Below are 13799 nucleotides of genomic sequence, written 5' to 3'. Positions count from 1 at the left end.
CATGTCGCGCCCCGTTCTCCGCTGGCTCCGCAAGACCGGTTTCTTCCTCGGTGTCGCATTCTTTGTCATCCTCGCTGTGTTTCCGTTCTATTGGATGGCAATCACGGCGTTCAAACAGAACAGCGATCTCTACGACGTCACCAACATCCCGTTCTGGTTCAATGCGCCGCCGACGCTCGAGCACATCAGGTACCTGTTCGAGGAGACCTTGTTCGCGCGCTGGCTGTTGAACTCGCTGATCATCGGCGTCTGCGTCACCGCGATTACCCTGGTCACCGCGGTCCCGGCCGGTTACAGCCTGGCCCGCATGACCAGCCGTAAGGGCGAAGCACTCGGCATCACGATCTTCCTGACCTACCTGGTGCCGCCGACCTTGTTGTTCCTGCCGCTGTCCCGGATCATCGCCGAACTCGGCCTGCAAAACTCGATGTGGTCGCTTGTACTGGTCTACCCGACGTTCACGATCCCGTTCTGCTCCTGGCTGCTGATGGGATTCTTCAAGGCGCTGCCCGTCGAGATCGAGGAAGCCGCGATCGTCGACGGCTGCAGCCTGTTCGGCGCCTTCATCAAGATGGCGATCCCGCTGTCGGTGCCGGCGATCCTGACAGTGGTGATCTTTACGTTCACCCTGACCTTGCAGGAGTTCGTCTACGCGCTGACCTTCGTCTCGTCGTCCGACCAAAAGCCGATCACGCTGGGCGTGTCGACCGACCTGATCCGCGGCGATGTGTTCTTCTGGGGCGAGATCATGGCAGGGGCCTTGATCGCCGCCATCCCGGTCGCGATCGCCTACAATCTCTTCCTCGATCGCTTCATCGCGGGCATCACCGGCGGCGCCGTCAAATAGCCGTAGTCCCGCTTTGGCAAGCGGGTGAGAACTATGCATCATTATTCAACGCAGCGTCAGCTTTGCGCTCCGAAGCTGGCGTTTACGAGCGCCCGCCCCAAGCTACGCCGTCCGCAACACCGATGGCGGCTGCGCCGGCCGGATCAGCGCGAACGCGACCTGGATGATGCCGCCGGCGAGGCCGAGCGCCACGCCGATGCGCCAGGCCATGTTGTAGGAGCCGAGTGCGTCGTAGATCACCCCTCCTCCGTACGCGCCGAGGAAGCTGCCGATCTGGTGGCTCATGAAGGCGAGGCCCTGGATCATGGCCTGCCAGCGCAGGCCGAACATCTCGGCGACGGCGCCGGCGACCAGCGGGCCGACGCCCATCCAGAGGAATCCCATGATCGCGCCGAACAGCAGCGTCGATGCCGGCGTCGCAGGCAGCATGAAGTACCAGGCGAGCGCGAGCGAGCGCAGGATGTAGATGCCCCCCAGCAACGCCAGCTTGTTCCAGCGCTGGCCGGCCCAACCGAAGAACAGCGAGCCCAGCACGTTGAAGCCGCCGATCATGCCGAGCGTCTGCGCGCTCAACATCGGATCGAGGCCGCAGATCGCCAGATACGACGGCAGATGGGTGGTGAGGAACACGAGCTGCATGCCGCAGACCAGATAGGCGCAGGTCATCACCACGAAGGAGGCATTGCCGAACGCCAACTTTGCGACGGATGCGGCCGTGGCGTCGCCGATGTCGTCGGCGGCCGGCTTCGGCAGCGGGATGGCGTCGACGCGGCCGGCGTACCACGCGGCAGGGATCATCAGCACCGACATCACGACGAAGCCGGCAAGCCCGATGCGCCAGCCAAAACCCTCGTTGAGCATCTGCCCGATCGGCGCCGATAGCAGCGCACCGAGCGAGCCGGCGCCTGAGACGATACCGAGCACGGTCGAACGCACCGTCGCAGGGACCGCACGCGTCGCCACCGACATCGCGATCGCAGCCGCTGTGCAGGCGAGTGAGGTGCCGATCAGCACGCCGGCGCCGATCATGATGCCGACCAGCCCGTTGGCTGTCGTCATCAAGACCAGACCCGCGATGTACATCAGCGATCCCACGATCATGATGGGACGGAAGCCGTAGCGCACGGTCATCGCGCCGGCGAGCGGCTGGAGAAAGCCCCAGGCGAGGTTCTGCACGGCGAGTGCCAGCGTGAAGTCCGACACCGAGAGGTGGATGTCATGCGTCAGCGGCTGCATGAAGATGCCGAGCGACTGCCGCAGCCCCATGCTCAGCGTCAGCATGATCGAGGCGCCGATCAGGATCGGCAATGTCGGACGCAGGACCTGCAACAGGGGCATTTTTTATCTCCCTCGTGGGCGCGGCGCACGCGCCAGCGTCTGCAATTCGCGTTGATTTTGGTTACACAGACCTGTGTAACTAGTCTATAGAAGGACCGCACTGTCAAGCCAAGAGAAGCTCAACAGGACTTGTCCGGCCGCATGGCTCCCCCGCCCGCCCCACAGACGATGAAAGAGCGGATCCTCGAGACCGCCGACAAGCTGTTCTATCTGCAAGGCATTCGCGCCATCGGCGTCGACACCATCGCGGCCGAGATCGGCATCTCCAAGCGCACGCTGTACAACCACTTCCCGTCCAAGGATGCGTTGATCGCGGCCTATCTGGAGCGCCGCTTCGTCCACGCGCGCTCCTCCGACAAGCCCCCGGCCGAGCAGATTCTCGCCACCTTCGATTCGCTGGAGCGGCGCTTTGCCGCGAAGGATTTTCGCGGCTGCCCATTCGTCAATGCGGTCGCCGAGCTCGGGCCTCAAGACCGCGCCGTGAAGAAGATCGCCATCGCCTTCAAGGAAAGCCGCCGTGTCTGGTTTCGCGACCGGTTGACCGAGCTTGGTGTTGCGGATGCCGACGCGCTCGCGACGCAGCTCGTGCTGCTGGTCGACGGCTCGATCGCGCAGGACCTCGTCCGCGACGATCCCGCGATGGCGCGCGCGGCGAAGGAAGCGGCGAAGGTGCTGCTGCGGAATGCGGGGGTCGATGTCGGTGGTGGTGCGGCGAAGGGCAAGCGGTCGTAGCAATAAGGATTGTCGCCGTATTGCTCGGTATGATTACCGCGATTCAGTGCCCCTGGGGGATGGACACGGGAGTGGATGACACGCGCCGCGGATCGCGCGTCGATGACGACAATCGTACACAATAACCTTTATGAACGACTAATACATTTTACTACCGATCCGCGAGCAAAACACCGTTGCTAACCGCTTAGATCGCACCGAAAACTGCCCCTGGCTGGAGGCGAAGGCCGGGGGAACGGCTGATGCCAAGGACTATCCAGGAGCAGCTGGACGAGGTGGAGCGTGATATTAAAATTTTCACCGACTTTGATGCGGCGGAGAAAGCTCGCTTCGCTCGCGAGTGCTTTCTGTGGACCGCGGAAGATCGGATTGAGTGGCAGGAGACGCAGCTTTCAAATGCACAATATCTGCGCGCCCTGAACGATAAGCGCGTTGCATTGCTCAAAGAGCTCAAGAGATGACTTGCCATGCGCAGTCCTGAAGGGAGTGGACGGCATTTTTCCGATCAGCTGGCGTCCTCGGCTCTCAAAGCGGGGATTTTGGATGACTTTCGATCCTGCAGACATCGTGGATTTTCCGAATGCGCCGCGCGCCTGAGGGGGCACGCGTGATGCTGATTCCTTCTCAAGGAGGGTGTGATGACGGACGCAGGCGCCGGCGCCGGCCTCACGCCGCCTGCGACACCACGCGATTTCGCCCGTCGTGCTTGGCGCGGTAGAGCGCCGTGTCGGCGCGCTTGAGGACGTCGGCGACCGCCTCGCCCTTCTGTTCCAGCGTGGTGAGCCCGATCGAGATCGTGACCTCGATGCGCTTGGTGCCCTTGTGGACCGCGAACGGCTCGCCCGCGATCGAGCGGCGCAGGCGTTCGGCGACCATGCCGGCGACGTGAAGATCGGTCTCCGGCATCACGATGACGAACTCCTCGCCGCCGTAGCGGCAGGCGAGATCGATTCCGCGGATCGACTTGCGCACGCGCACGGCGAATTCGCGCAGCACGTCGTCGCCGGCATCGTGGCCGTAATTGTCGTTGATCGACTTGAAATAGTCGATGTCCAGGATCATCAGCGCCAGCGGCTTGCCGCGGGTCGAGGCCTGCTCGGCCAGCGTCGCCAGATGGCTCTCCATGTAGCGGCGATTGTGCAGGCCAGTGAGCGCATCGGTGATCGCCATCTCGATCGAGTTCTGCACGTTGTCGCGCAGATGATCGGTGTAGCGGCGGCGGCGGATCTGGGTGCGGGCGCGCGCCAGCAGTTCGATCTTGTCGATCGGGCGCAGCAGATAGTCGTTGACGCCGATCTCGAGGCCACGGAGCAACCGCGTTGCGTTTTCCGCTTCCGCAATCGCCAGGATCGGCACGTGGCGCGTGCGCTCCAGCGAGCGGGCCTGGCTGCAGAGCCGCAGGCCGTCGAAATTGTTCAGATCGAGCGAGACGATCAGGAGATCGTAATTGCCCTCGGCCGCGTGGAACAGCGCTTCGGTCGGATTCGGCTCGACGTCGATGGTGTGCTCGGCCGCGAGGATCGTCGCCAGCCGCTCATAGGACGACTGCCGGTCGTCGACCAGCAGGATGCGGCCGCCCTTGCCGGCATCGGCGATGGCGCTGCGCTCGGGCGCCTGCATGCCGATCTCGAGCGAGGTGATGGCGCGCATGCGCAGCTCGTCGGTCATCATCTTCAATCGCGTCAGCGAGCGCACGCGCGCGATCAGCACGACGTCGGAGACGGGCTTGGTCAGGAAATCGTCAGCGCCGGCTTCGAGCCCGCGGTTGCGGTCGGACGGGCTATCGAGCGCGGTGACCATCACCACGGGAATATGGTGCGTGGCCGGATCGGTCTTGAGGCGGCGGCAGACTTCGAAGCCGTCCATGTCGGGCATCATCACGTCGAGCAGGATGATGTCGCACTCGGCGCGGCGGGCGAGCGCTAGCGCTTCGGTGCCGTTCGAGGCCGTCGTCACATCGAAATATTCGGCCGAAAGACGGGCTTCGAGGAGTTTGACGTTGGCGGGAACGTCATCGACGACCAGGATACGCGCGGACACTCTGAACTCACTTCCTATCCGATAAAACGCCGGACCGTCTCAATGAATTTGCCGACCGAGATCGGCTTGGACAAATAGGCTTCGCAACCGCCCTCGCGGATGCGCTCTTCGTCGCCCTTCATCGCGAAGGCCGTGACCGCGACGACGGGAATGGCGCGCAGCTCGGGATCGTCCTTGATCCAGCGCGTCACCTCGAGGCCCGAGACCTGCGGCAATTGGATATCCATCAGCACCAGGTCGGGCCGCATCTTGCGCACGAGGTCGAGCGCCTCGTAGCCGTTGCTGGTGCCGGAGGTTTGGTAGCCGTGCGCCTCCAACAGGTCGCGGAAGAGCTTCATGTTGAGCTCGTTGTCTTCCACGATCAGGACGGTCTTAGCCATCCCGCCCTCCTGATTGGCACGAAGCCCTATACATGTGACGCCTCAGGCGCCGCTTTCCGGCGCTTCGAAAACTGGATTCAAACTAGCCTCAGATTCGCTTGAGTTTCGTTAAACCCGAGGGGCCACTTTCTGCGATGTGGTTTCCAGTTGCTTGTCTGGGCCAGCAAGACTCAGGTCCGAGACTCAGTCCCAAGACTCGGGCATATTCCAAAGTAGACACCGAAAGTTAACGGAAAGGCAAACTGGGCCCGTGAAAAAGCCTGTTCACAACCCTCGCGAAGTCGCTGAAATCGTTGCGATTCAGGCGCTGTCGTTTATTGCGGGCGACCCTGAAAGGCTGGGCCTGTTTCTGGCTGAGACAGGGGTCGGTCCGGAGACGCTCCGGAACGCCGCCTCGGACCCGCATTTCCTGCTCAGCGTGTTCGATTTCGTGCTGCGCGATGACGACACCGTGAAGGCCTTTGCCAAGGCCTCGGAACTGCATCCGACCAACGTTGCCGCAGCGCGGCAGGTGCTGGGCGATGCGCTCGGCGACCGGACCTGGGAGCGCGACGTGCCGTGAGCGCCCCAGATCCGGCCGGGCCCCGCTGCTTCTGCCGGGATTGTCTGGCCGATCTGGACATGGCCGTACGGCGCTGTTCCGCCTGCGGCTCCCCTCGCCTCGTCCGCCACCGCGCGCTCGCAAGGCTGACCATCGCCCATATCGATTGCGACGCCTTCTATGCGACGGTCGAGAAGCGCGACAATCCTGACATCGCCGACAAGCCCGTCATCATCGGCGGTGGCAAGCGCGGCGTGGTGTCGGCGGCCTGCTACATCGCACGCACCTATGGCGTGCGTTCCGCGATGCCGATGTATAGAGCGTTGGAAGCCTGTCCGCATGCGGTCGTGATCCGACCCGACATGGCGAAGTACGTCCGCGTCGGCCGCGAGGTGCGCCAGGCCATGCAGGCGCTGACGCCGCTGGTCGAGCCGCTCTCGATCGACGAGGCCTTTCTCGATCTCTCCGGCACCGAGCGCGTGCACGGCATGATCCCGGCAAAGGTGCTCGCGCGCTTTGCCCGCGACGTCGAGCGCGAAATCGGCATCTCTGTCTCGGTCGGCCTCTCCTGCAACAAGTTTTTGGCCAAGATCGCCTCCGATCTCGACAAGCCGCGCGGCTTTGCCGCGCTCGACCAGGAGGAAGCCCGCTTGATGCTGGCTTCGAGGCCGGTCGGCTTCATCTTCGGCGTCGGACCTGCGACCCAGGAACGCCTCGTGCAGCGCGGCTTCCGCATCATCGCCGACCTGCAAAAGGTCGACGAGATCGAGCTGATGCGGCAGTTTCCGAGCGACGGCCGCAGGCTATGGCGGCTCGCGCGCGGCATCGACGACCGCCGCGTCGAAGCCGATCGCGGCGCCAAGACAATCTCCAGTGAAACCACCTTCGAGACCGACATCCGCGATTTCGCGACGCTGGAAAAGATTTTGTGGCGGCTGTGCGAGAAGACGTCGTCGCGGCTCAAGAGCAGCGAGCTTGCCGGCTCAACCGTCACGCTCAAACTGAAGACCGCTGACTTCCGTCAGCGCACACGCTCGCAATCGATCGCGGCGCCGACGCAGCTTGCTGCAAAGATCTTCGCAATCTGCCGCGAGATGCTGGCCAAGGAAATTGACGGCACCGCCTTCCGCCTGATGGGCGCCGGGGTCAGCGCGCTGCGCGACGGCTCCCCCGCCGACGACACCGATATGCTCGACCGCCGCGCCGCGCATGCCGAGCGAGCCGTGGACAGTCTGCGCAAGAAGTTCGGCAATGCTGCCGTCATTCGCGGTATCGCGTATGACGGGCCGGAGAAGGGGCAGGAATGAGTTGGCTGCGACGGAGGTGTCGTCCCGTCATCCCCGCGCAACCGCGAAGCTTCATAGCGCGTCGAACATGGTGGCCAGCCCGTACGGCATTTGAAAAACGCCAGCATGGCAGAGTGCCACTGTTTTGCCCGACGCGTCAACCTAAATTCGCTAAATACGAAATTCAGATCAACCTGTCCCGTTCGGCAACTGCGTTTCTACTGTGCATGGGGTTGTTTTCACGTTTTGCGAAAGCCGTGAACTCGGCCGTTGTGTCTGCGCACTCAGTCCGCGACCGCGATCGCCTCGATCTCGATCAGCCATTCCGGCGCGGCGAGCGCGGAGACCCCGACGAGCGTCGAGGCCGGCGGCTCCATGCCTTCAAAGAAGACCGAGCGGGCCTTGCCGATGATGGGGCGCAGCTCCGGCTTGTAGCCGACGACGAACGTCGTGATCTTGACGATGTTAGCGTAGGAGGCGCCGGCCGCCTTCAATGCATGGCCGAGATTCTGCATCACCTGCGTGGTCTGCGCGGCGAGGTCGCCCTCGCCGACGATCCGCCCCTCCTCGTCCACGGACACCTGGCCGGAGATGTAGATCGTGCGCGCGCCGGAGGCGGTAACGACGTGGGAATAAGCGGGGTTGTGGTGCAGTCCGCTGGGGCGGAGATGATCGAGCTTGGGCATGGGCTGGCTCCCGGAGTTTGTGGTTGGAAGGGAGCGTAGCTGGTGACGGTGTCGAGGGCTAGCCTCGGCGCCTAATTGCAGGGCTTGCTGTCCTTGACGTCGAACTTGCCCATTGCGCCGGAAATGACAAAATCGTTGTAGTCGAGCACGAGCTGGCGGGAGACGCCGTTCTCGTAGAGCTCGAACGACATCGCATAGACCGGCGTCTGCTCGCCTTCCTTCTGCTGGACGTCGCGGTCAAAATAGCTGACGGTCACCGGCCAGCGCTTCAACGCTTTCATGTGCTCGTCCGACGTCGACGGATCGGCCGACGCAGTGGGCTCGGCGGCGATCGGCTGACCGATCACGGTCAGCGTGTTGTAGACCTTCTGGCCATCGTCGGAGCCGTCATAAACGGAGAGCTCCAGGAGCGATTTGCCGTCCTTGGCCGCCGCAATGATGTGCTGGATCTGCTCGGTCGGAAACACGATTTTGCCGTCGAGGGTGAAATTCTTCGGCGCGGGCAACTTAAGCTTGACGTTGATGTGGTCGCCGTCGCGCTCGGCCGAACCGTCGACCAAGCCGGCCTCGGTCTCGTTCATCCGCGTCTCGATCTTGAAGCGGTAGCTTTTGCCGCCGGCGTCCTCCCAGGAATTGGAGCGGAGATCGCTGAGCGTGATCTTGCCCTCGCCGCTGTCGAGCTCGGAGACCTGGCGGAATTCGGACGTGTAGCCCTCGCAGCTGCTGCCGGCGAAATTATAGAGGATGCGGCCGCGCGCGCTGTTGACGGAATTGGAGCGCGATTTGACCAGGCTCAGATCATAGAGCGCCTGGTGCGCGAGGAACGGACCGTTCGCGGCATGGACGCCACCGCCGGCACCGATAACGGTCGCCGCGAGCGCCATCACACCGAGTGAAGTCCGGAAAACGTGCACCATGTCTGTTCTCTGGGGGACGCGCAGATTCGACACTTTAATGACCGTTCCATTGCGTCGCAACTGCGGCGGTTTCACGTAAAATTGCGCCCCTCTGCTGAACCTCATGGCCAGCCTCAGAAAAAAGCAATCCGCCCCGGCGTGCCGCCGCCCTGTCGGCTTGCTTGCATGTGGCGGCATGATGGGCGAAACAGGGCGCACCCGGAGGTCAACAGACGCACCGGGTGCGGATGAGTTTTCAGACATCGAGGTCGAGACATGGCGGGCACGGTCGAGCAGAAACTGGCGGAACAGGGCATCAAGCTGCACGAGGCCCCCACCCCCGTGGCCAACTACGTGCCGTTCGTGCGTACCGGCAATCTGCTGTTCGTCTCCGGCCAAGTTTGCTTCGCCCCCGACGGCAAGTTGATCGCCAAGGGCAAGCTCGGCGCCGGGGTTTCGATCGAGGACGGTGCTGCGGCCGCGCGCGGCTGTGCCGTCAACCTGCTCGCGCAGGTCAAGGCTGCGCTTGGCGATCTCGACAAGGTCGTGCGCGTGGTACGCCTGGGCGGCTTTATCAACTCGGCGCCGGACTTCCTGGACGGGCCGAAGGTGCTGAACGGCGCCTCCGACCTGATGGTCGCCGCCTTCGGTGACAAGGGCCGCCACGCCCGCACCACGGTCGGTGTCGCCTCTCTGCCCGCGGACGCGGCGGTCGAGGTCGAAGGCGTGTTTGAGGTCGCCTGAGGTCGGCATCGTGCGTGCTCCGGATTGGCTGACAGCGCGGCCGGTCGCCCATCGCGGCCTGCATGACATTTCGCGTGGCATCGTGGAAAACATGCCGGGCGCGGTGCAGGCGGCGGTTGCGGGCAATTTCTCGATCGAGGTCGACATCCAGCTCTCCGCCGATGGCGAGGCCATGGTGCATCACGACCATGCGCTCGGCCGCCTCACCGAGGCCACCGGCCCGGTGGTCGCGAAGACCGCGGCCGAGCTGAGAGCCATCAAGTTCAAGGATACACCTGAGCGGATGATGTCGCTCAGCGATCTCTGCGCCATGGTCGTCGGCCGCGTGCCGCTGGTGGTCGAGGTGAAGAGCCATTTCGACGGCGACCGCAAGCTGGTGAAGCGGATGGCCGAGGTCCTGGCCTCCTATCAAGGGCAAGCGGTCGGGATGTCCTTCGACCCCGACCAGGTGCTGGCGCTGCGCGAACTGCTGCCCTCCCGCCCGCGCGGCATCGTCGCGCAGCGGAGCTATGAGGACGAGTACTGGGCCTATCTGACGCCGCAGCAGCGCGACAGCATGCTGTACCTGCGCCACGGCTTCCAGACCCAGCCCCATTTCGTCGCCTTCAAGGTCGACCACCTGCCGGCGCCAGCCCCCTGGATCGCCAGTAAGGTTCTCGGCTGCGCCCTGCTCGGCTGGACCGTGCGCACGCCGGAGCAGCGGACGCGGGTTGGGCAATATGCCGATCAGATGATCTTTGAGGGCTTCGTGCCGTAGGCTTGATGTTCCCAACCCTTGAAGTCGCTGCTGCAATGCACGATCTTGGGCGCAATGGCATCATCCGAAATCACTCTGGAGGCCGTACCGTCCATTGGCGAAGTCTCGCCGGAGGATTGGGATGCCTGCGCCAGTCCTGGCAAGGCCTGCAATGGGCATGGCAGGGGAACCTCATCCGGGCTTCCAGGCGATTCTCTCGACCTCTTAAAGCCCGCCTATAACCCTTTCGTATCTCACGCCTTTCTTTCCGCCGTCGAGAAATCGGGTTCAGCCACGATCCGCACCGGCTGGGGAGCGCGGCATTTGGTGGCCAAGATCGACGGCCGTGTCGCCGGTGTCGTGCCCTGCTATCTGAAATCACACAGCCAAGGCGAGTACGTTTTCGACCGCGGCTGGGCCGACGCCTATGAGCGCGCCGGCGGGCGCTATTACCCGAAGCTGCAGGTCTCTGTTCCCTTCACGCCGGCGACGGGCCCGCGGCTCCTGGTCCGCGACGGCGTCGATCGCGAGCGTATCTCGGAGGCACTGGCGAGCGGGCTGGTGGCGCTGTGCGGCGTCAGCAAGGCGTCCTCGGTGCACGTCACGTTCGCCCGCGAGGCGGAGTGGAAGCTGCTTGCCCAGCACGGCTTCCTCCAGCGCACCGACCAGCAGTTCCACTGGCGCAACGAAGGATTTGCGAGCTTCGACGATTTTCTGGCGACGCTGAACTCGCGTCACCGCAAATCGATCAAGCGCGAGCGACGCGATGCGCTCGCCGCCGGCATCACGATCCACTGGCTCACAGGCAAAGACATCACCGAGGACGCCTGGGATGCCTTCTTCGCGTTCTACATGGAGACCGGTTCGCGCAAATGGGGGCGTCCCTATCTCACGCGCGAATTCTTCTCGCTGATCGGCGAGACCATGAGCGAGGATGTTCTGCTGGTGATGGCCCGCCGCAATGACCGCTGGATCGCGGGCGCGATCAACTTCATCGGTTCGGACACGCTGTTCGGCCGCAACTGGGGCGCGGTCGAGCATCATCCGTTCCTGCATTTCGAGGTCTGCTACTATCAGGCGATCGATTTCGCCATCAAGCGCGGCCTCACGCACGTCGAGGCCGGCGCGCAGGGCGAGCACAAGATCGCGCGCGGCTACCTGCCGCGGACCACCCACTCCGCGCACTTCATCGCCGATCCCGGCCTGCGCCGCGCCATCGACGATTACCTCAAGCGCGAGCGCACCTACGTTGCGGAGGCCGGACGGGAGTTGGCCGAGCTCGGCCCGTTCCGGAAAGGTATCGACGAAGCGCCTTGACGCACGCGCGGGGCTGGTGACAGTCAACGCAAAATCTTGGGAGCCGCCTCCATGACCGCCTACGACCCGAACAACATCTTTGCAAAGATCCTGCGCGGCGAGTTTCCCTGCCATAAGGTCTACGAAGACGAGCATGTCTTCGCTTTCCTCGACATCATGCCGCGGGTATCAGGCCACACGCTGGTGATCCCGAAGGCGCCTGCCCGCAACATCCTCGACATCAAGGCGGACGACTACGCCCACGTCGCCCGCGGCGCGCACAGAATCGCAGCTGCCGCAATGGAGGCGTTCAAGGCCGACGGCATCACCGTGCAGCAGTTCAGCGAGGCCGCCGGCGGCCAGGTGGTGTTTCATCTCCACATGCACGTGATGCCCCGCCACGACGGCGTAGCGATGCTGCCGCCCGCGAGCCGCAAGGAACACATCAAGGTGCTGGAAGAGAACGCGACGAAGCTGATCGCGGCGTTGAAGGCGGGCTGATCGCCCCACACTCCGTCATTGCGAGCGAAGTGAAGCAATCCAGACTGCTTCCTCGGAAACAATCTGGATTGCTTCAATGATGGGGTTGGAGCGGAGTGCTCTCACTCCGTCTGGAAATCCCCCGGCTGCGGCGCCGCCAGCGGCGTGAACTCGCAGCGATCGGGCTTGATGTCGATCAGCGGCGTGTTGTCGAGGCAGTCGAGACCACGCACCAGGATCGTGCTGCCCTCGATGCCAACGAGCTTCACGATCGCGGTACCGATCGGATTGGGCCGGACCGGCGAGCGCAGCGAAAACGTGCCGCGGGTCTTCTCGTTGTTCTTCGGGCTTTGCAGGACGATGTCGCGGCGGGACTTGTCGAGCCAGTAGAGCACCTCGAGATTGCTGTAGAAATCGACGCCCTTGATAGCAGGCACGAACGGTTCAAAAATCTCGAGCCGGCATATCGGGCCGTCGGCGCGGCCCTGCCGCGGCGTCTCCAGTCGCGAGGACCAGGGCGTCCGGATGCGACCGATGAAGACAAGGCCGGCATCCTCCGTCGACGGCAGCTCGACTGCGACTTCACCCTCGCGGAGTTCATTTTCGCGAACCATATTTCCAATTCCTTGGCTGTTCGCGGAGGTTCTAGCCCAACCACCACTTGCCGGCCAGCATGAAGACTTCACCGGCGACAACGCCCGCAAAAATCGAACGGCGGGTCAGCAGGAACGCGACGAGGCCGGCGGCCACCGCGCCATAGCGCAAGCCATCCGGCACACTGGCAAGCGTGCCCGGCGGCTCGACCACGATCTGGGCGATGACGCCGGCCAGGATCGCGGTGGCAACCGCCCTCACCCAGACCAGCAGCTCGGAGCCCTCGTCGATGCCGCCGCCGAACCAGAGGCCCAGCATGCGCCAGATCTGATTGGGAAAGACGCCGGCGACAAGCAGCACGAGCAGCGCGTGCCAGTCGCCGATCAGTTGCGCGGCGCTCATGCGCGCACCTCCCGCCACCAATGCACGCCATAGGCAATCGTGCCCGCCGCCAGACCGCTGACGAGAATGTCGAGGCCCGAGTTGATCTTGGCGGCCAGCGGATAGAGCAGGATCCCAAGCGCGAGCGCGACGGCATCGGCGACCTCGCGGCAGTTGCGCGCGGTCGAGAACAGGAAGGACAATGGCGTCAGCAGCAGGATCGCGGCGCCCAGCGTCTGCGTCAGGTTGGCGGCGAGGAAATAGCCGACCGTGTTGGCGGTGAGACACACCGAGACCAGACCGAAGCCAAGTCCGTTCACGAAGGCGATCCGCCGCTCGCGCGGCACTTGCGGCAGGAAGCGATGGCATTCGACCCACAGCGTCACGGCCGTCAGATGCGCCGCGAAGAGCAGCTCACGTCGTTTGGTCGTCGGCGTGCGCATCAGTGGCAGCACCGACACCACCATCGGAAACAGCCGGACTGCGCTGACAGTCACCGCAACCGCAGACTGAATGACGGTCGCGCCCGAGCCGAGCGTGGTGACCAGAATGATCTGCGCCGGACCTGCCCAGACGAACAGCGTCGAGCAGAGCGCCCAGAGCAGGCTAAAATGGCTGTCATGGGCAAGTGCGCCGATGCCGAGATAGGTCGCGAACAGGACTAGCGTGAGGATCGTCTGCGTGATCGAGCGCAGCCCCCAGGCGAAGGCGCGCCACGGACTTTGCCATTGAGGGGAATCGAGCGGAGGAAGCGCCACGGGACGGCCGGCTGAGGTTGCAAAATCGTGCATGCATAACGAGCAATGCGGACGGCCGCGTCAA

General features: G+C 63.8%; 17 protein-coding genes. 9 read left to right on the top strand and 8 right to left on the bottom strand.

The window, feature by feature from the left end:
- Position 1: 1 nt before the first annotated feature.
- Complete coding sequence (locus ABIA96_RS14545; RefSeq protein WP_354137743.1) at positions 2 to 847, top strand: carbohydrate ABC transporter permease; 846 nt, start codon at positions 2 to 4, stop codon at positions 845 to 847.
- Positions 848 to 949: 102 nt separating this feature from the next.
- Here the strand turns inward: ABIA96_RS14545 and ABIA96_RS14540 are convergent, their stop codons facing one another.
- The gene (locus ABIA96_RS14540; protein ID WP_354137742.1) at positions 950 to 2185 is read right to left on the bottom strand and encodes an MFS transporter; all 1236 of its coding nucleotides are present in this window, start codon (positions 2183 to 2185) and stop codon (positions 950 to 952) included.
- Positions 2186 to 2326: 141 nt separating this feature from the next.
- Between ABIA96_RS14540 and ABIA96_RS14535 the strand changes: the two genes are divergently transcribed.
- Both ABIA96_RS14535 and ABIA96_RS14530 read left to right on the top strand, forming a co-directional pair.
- Positions 2327 to 2917 carry a TetR/AcrR family transcriptional regulator gene (locus ABIA96_RS14535; protein ID WP_354137741.1) on the top strand — a complete coding sequence of 197 codons (591 nt, stop codon included), beginning with the start codon at positions 2327 to 2329 and terminating at the stop codon, positions 2915 to 2917.
- Positions 2918 to 3159: 242 nt separating this feature from the next.
- On the top strand, positions 3160 to 3378 hold the full coding sequence (locus ABIA96_RS14530; RefSeq protein ID WP_354137740.1) for a hypothetical protein: 219 nt from the start codon (positions 3160 to 3162) through the stop codon (positions 3376 to 3378).
- A 205-nt stretch (positions 3379 to 3583) separates the two neighbouring features.
- On the opposite strand, the gene ABIA96_RS14525 is transcribed toward ABIA96_RS14530, so the two are convergent.
- Positions 3584 to 4957 carry a PleD family two-component system response regulator gene (locus ABIA96_RS14525; RefSeq protein WP_354137739.1) on the bottom strand — a complete coding sequence of 458 codons (1374 nt, stop codon included), beginning with the start codon at positions 4955 to 4957 and terminating at the stop codon, positions 3584 to 3586.
- Between the two features lie 14 nt (positions 4958 to 4971).
- Positions 4972 to 5337: a response regulator gene (locus ABIA96_RS14520; RefSeq protein ID WP_008566616.1), complete on the bottom strand. Its 366-nt coding sequence runs from the start codon at positions 5335 to 5337 to the stop codon at positions 4972 to 4974.
- A 250-nt stretch (positions 5338 to 5587) separates the two neighbouring features.
- Between ABIA96_RS14520 and ABIA96_RS14515 the strand changes: the two genes are divergently transcribed.
- Positions 5588 to 5899, top strand: a complete 312-nt coding sequence (locus tag ABIA96_RS14515) for a DUF3572 domain-containing protein (protein ID WP_354137738.1) — start codon at positions 5588 to 5590, stop codon at positions 5897 to 5899.
- A complete protein-coding gene (locus tag ABIA96_RS14510; protein ID WP_354137737.1) occupies positions 5896 to 7185 on the top strand; it encodes a DNA polymerase IV in 1290 nt (429 codons plus the stop codon). The genes ABIA96_RS14515 and ABIA96_RS14510 overlap by 4 nt, the downstream gene beginning before the upstream one ends.
- Positions 7186 to 7448: 263 nt before the next feature.
- Here the strand turns inward: ABIA96_RS14510 and ABIA96_RS14505 are convergent, their stop codons facing one another.
- The gene (locus ABIA96_RS14505; RefSeq protein WP_354083661.1) at positions 7449 to 7850 is read right to left on the bottom strand and encodes a RidA family protein; all 402 of its coding nucleotides are present in this window, start codon (positions 7848 to 7850) and stop codon (positions 7449 to 7451) included.
- A gap of 71 nt (positions 7851 to 7921) precedes the next feature.
- Positions 7922 to 8767 (bottom strand): cell envelope integrity EipB family protein, encoded by an 846-nt coding sequence (locus tag ABIA96_RS14500; protein ID WP_354137736.1) that lies wholly within the window; start codon positions 8765 to 8767, stop codon positions 7922 to 7924.
- Positions 8768 to 9022: 255 nt separating this feature from the next.
- Between ABIA96_RS14500 and ABIA96_RS14495 the strand changes: the two genes are divergently transcribed.
- Genes ABIA96_RS14495 through ABIA96_RS14480 form a run of 4 tightly spaced genes read left to right on the top strand, consistent with a single transcriptional unit; the run spans position 9023 to position 12023 of the window.
- Positions 9023 to 9490 (top strand): RidA family protein, encoded by a 468-nt coding sequence (locus ABIA96_RS14495; protein WP_129272253.1) that lies wholly within the window; start codon positions 9023 to 9025, stop codon positions 9488 to 9490.
- 10 nt (positions 9491 to 9500) lie between these two features.
- Complete coding sequence (locus ABIA96_RS14490; RefSeq protein WP_354138179.1) at positions 9501 to 10247, top strand: glycerophosphodiester phosphodiesterase; 747 nt, start codon at positions 9501 to 9503, stop codon at positions 10245 to 10247.
- A 54-nt stretch (positions 10248 to 10301) separates the two neighbouring features.
- The gene (locus ABIA96_RS14485) at positions 10302 to 11543 is read left to right on the top strand and encodes a GNAT family N-acetyltransferase (protein ID WP_354137735.1); all 1242 of its coding nucleotides are present in this window, start codon (positions 10302 to 10304) and stop codon (positions 11541 to 11543) included.
- 51 nt (positions 11544 to 11594) lie between these two features.
- Entirely contained in the window at positions 11595 to 12023 is a 429-nt protein-coding gene (locus ABIA96_RS14480; protein ID WP_354137734.1) for an HIT domain-containing protein, read from the top strand.
- A gap of 101 nt (positions 12024 to 12124) precedes the next feature.
- On the opposite strand, the gene tsaA is transcribed toward ABIA96_RS14480, so the two are convergent.
- Genes tsaA through ABIA96_RS14465 form a run of 3 tightly spaced genes read right to left on the bottom strand, consistent with a single transcriptional unit; the run spans position 12125 to position 13735 of the window.
- On the bottom strand, positions 12125 to 12616 hold the full coding sequence (gene tsaA, locus ABIA96_RS14475; protein WP_354137733.1) for a tRNA (N6-threonylcarbamoyladenosine(37)-N6)-methyltransferase TrmO: 492 nt from the start codon (positions 12614 to 12616) through the stop codon (positions 12125 to 12127).
- A gap of 31 nt (positions 12617 to 12647) precedes the next feature.
- Positions 12648 to 12998 (bottom strand): AzlD domain-containing protein, encoded by a 351-nt coding sequence (locus ABIA96_RS14470; protein WP_354137732.1) that lies wholly within the window; start codon positions 12996 to 12998, stop codon positions 12648 to 12650.
- Positions 12995 to 13735 carry an AzlC family ABC transporter permease gene (locus tag ABIA96_RS14465; protein ID WP_354138178.1) on the bottom strand — a complete coding sequence of 247 codons (741 nt, stop codon included), beginning with the start codon at positions 13733 to 13735 and terminating at the stop codon, positions 12995 to 12997. The genes ABIA96_RS14470 and ABIA96_RS14465 overlap by 4 nt, the downstream gene beginning before the upstream one ends.
- Positions 13736 to 13799 lie beyond the last annotated feature (64 nt).

It is taken from the genome of Bradyrhizobium sp. LB11.1 (assembly GCF_040549385.1).
Lineage (GTDB): Bacteria > Pseudomonadota > Alphaproteobacteria > Rhizobiales > Xanthobacteraceae > Bradyrhizobium.
The sequence above is the reverse complement of the archived record's forward strand: the minus strand, read 5'-3'. Positions and strand labels throughout refer to the sequence as shown.